The organism is Paenibacillus sp. BSR1-1 (assembly GCF_030403775.1).
In the GTDB taxonomy this organism is placed as follows: Bacteria; Bacillota; Bacilli; order Bacillales; family Cytobacillaceae; genus Neobacillus.
The window spans coordinates 1-1647 of the sequence record NZ_JAQMWQ010000047.1 but is presented as its reverse complement, the minus strand read 5'-3'; the positions used below and the strand labels follow the sequence as shown (position 1 = coordinate 1647).

Genomic DNA, 1647 nt, shown 5'->3' with positions numbered 1-1647 from the left:
CGGCGGTCTTTTTCTTACGATTAGTCAATATCTTTTTTAATAAAATTATAGTTTTAAAGTGGACAGGGTAGTTTAGTCGTAATAATAAATAGGGGACGAACTTAATTTTTGACATACTTAATAAACCTAGGTTAACTTGGCTTTTTTTACTAGGTCATTTGAATATGTTATTCTTTAGAAGACTATGATTTGGAGGCCAAACCGTAATCATAGTTCATATTGTGTGTAATAAGAAAGAAGATGTTCTTCAAAAGCTTATTCACACAAGCGATGGACGCAACTTTATGACATTTGTTATAGGGTTGCGTTTTTAATTTATCATAATATTCGACGATGTGATTTTGTCCGAAACGTCTTTGCTTAATCATGTTCTGAATGATTAAAAAGAGTAATTTTCTTAAGTGTTTATTTCCACGCTTGTTAATCTTGTCCTTAAAAAAGGTTTTTCCTGATTGGAATCGCCGAATATCAATTCCTGCATAGGCATTCAGCTGCTTGTTGTTTTCAAAACGATCGATGTCTCCGATCTCGGCCAATAAGCGTACAGCTGTATTGGGGCCAATCCCAGGAAAACTTAGTATTACCTTGTACTCGTTGCGTTCTTTAGCTAACTGGACCATACCATCGATACACTGTTCCTTCTGTTGGAGAAGGTCCTGGTACCGTCTAGCGTATGCCCGTAGTTGCTCGCACAATACATCTGAGGATGAAACAGCTGGATAGGATTGATGGGAAGCTTCAATTAATGCGATTGCTTTCTTTTCTGCGATCGCTGCAGAGATATTTTTATTTGTATTGGCACGTATTTTATTTTTAAGTATTGTTTTTGATAGTCCCAGAACATTATCGGGATGTGGAAACAATTGGACAATATTTAGAAATAAATCAGATTTTTTTGTGAAGAGTTTTTCTAATTCTGGAAACGTCAACTGAATAACTTTATGTAATCGACTGCGTATAACTGATAATTCATCATCAAGTTCACTATAAAATCTAGAAAGTGATTTCAACTGATGAAAAAGGTTTTCCGCCCCCTGAGTCTCCCTACGGTAGGTTGAAAAATGAGTTAAAGCTAATTGATGTGCATCGCTTTTATCAGTTTTATATATCCTTAAAGAATCGCATTGTATCTTAGCCTCTAAGGGGTTTAAAAGGCAGTATGAATAATGGTTTTCCTGCATGAAACGCTCAATTTGTCGTGAATAGACACCAGTTGACTCAAACACAATATTGGGCTGTTCTCCATATCCTTCAATTAGTTCATTAATCCGTTCCCTCAACCCTTCAAATTCAGGTTTGGTGTGTTTAATTTCACCTTCGTAAATACATTTTTTCAAGCCATTATAAATGACCATGTAACTCTTTCCCATACTAACGTCTAATGCTATCACATGTTTCATGTTGTCCTCCTACAATTTACTTACATTGAAGACTTCATCTTACACTTATCGATTCCAATTTCTTATACACGATCTCAAGGATCCAACATACTTAAATCTGATTCAAATAAGGTAAGTGAAGAGGGTCAGTTTTTTTTACGGATTCTAAGATCCCAAAAGACCGTCGACCTATTCTTCACTTCTACTATATAAAAAATAGTAGTGCTAACCAATGCCTTGGTCTGCACTACTAATCTTAGTATGTTTT

1 protein-coding gene is annotated in these 1647 nt (G+C 35.3%); it reads right to left on the bottom strand.

Translation table 11 applies throughout. From position 1 onward, the window contains the following. Nucleotides 1–182: 182 nt before the first annotated feature. Nucleotides 183–1400: an IS110 family RNA-guided transposase gene (locus tag PH210_RS29635; RefSeq protein WP_289990306.1), complete on the bottom strand. Its 1218-nt coding sequence runs from the start codon at nt 1398–1400 to the stop codon at nt 183–185. Nucleotides 1401–1647 lie beyond the last annotated feature (247 nt).

What these genes read in the sequence shown, in the direction of transcription:
- PH210_RS29635 (WP_289990306.1), bottom strand. Translation starts at nt 1,400, where the DNA reads ATGAAACATGTGATAGCATTAGACGTTAGTATGGGAAAGAGTTACATG.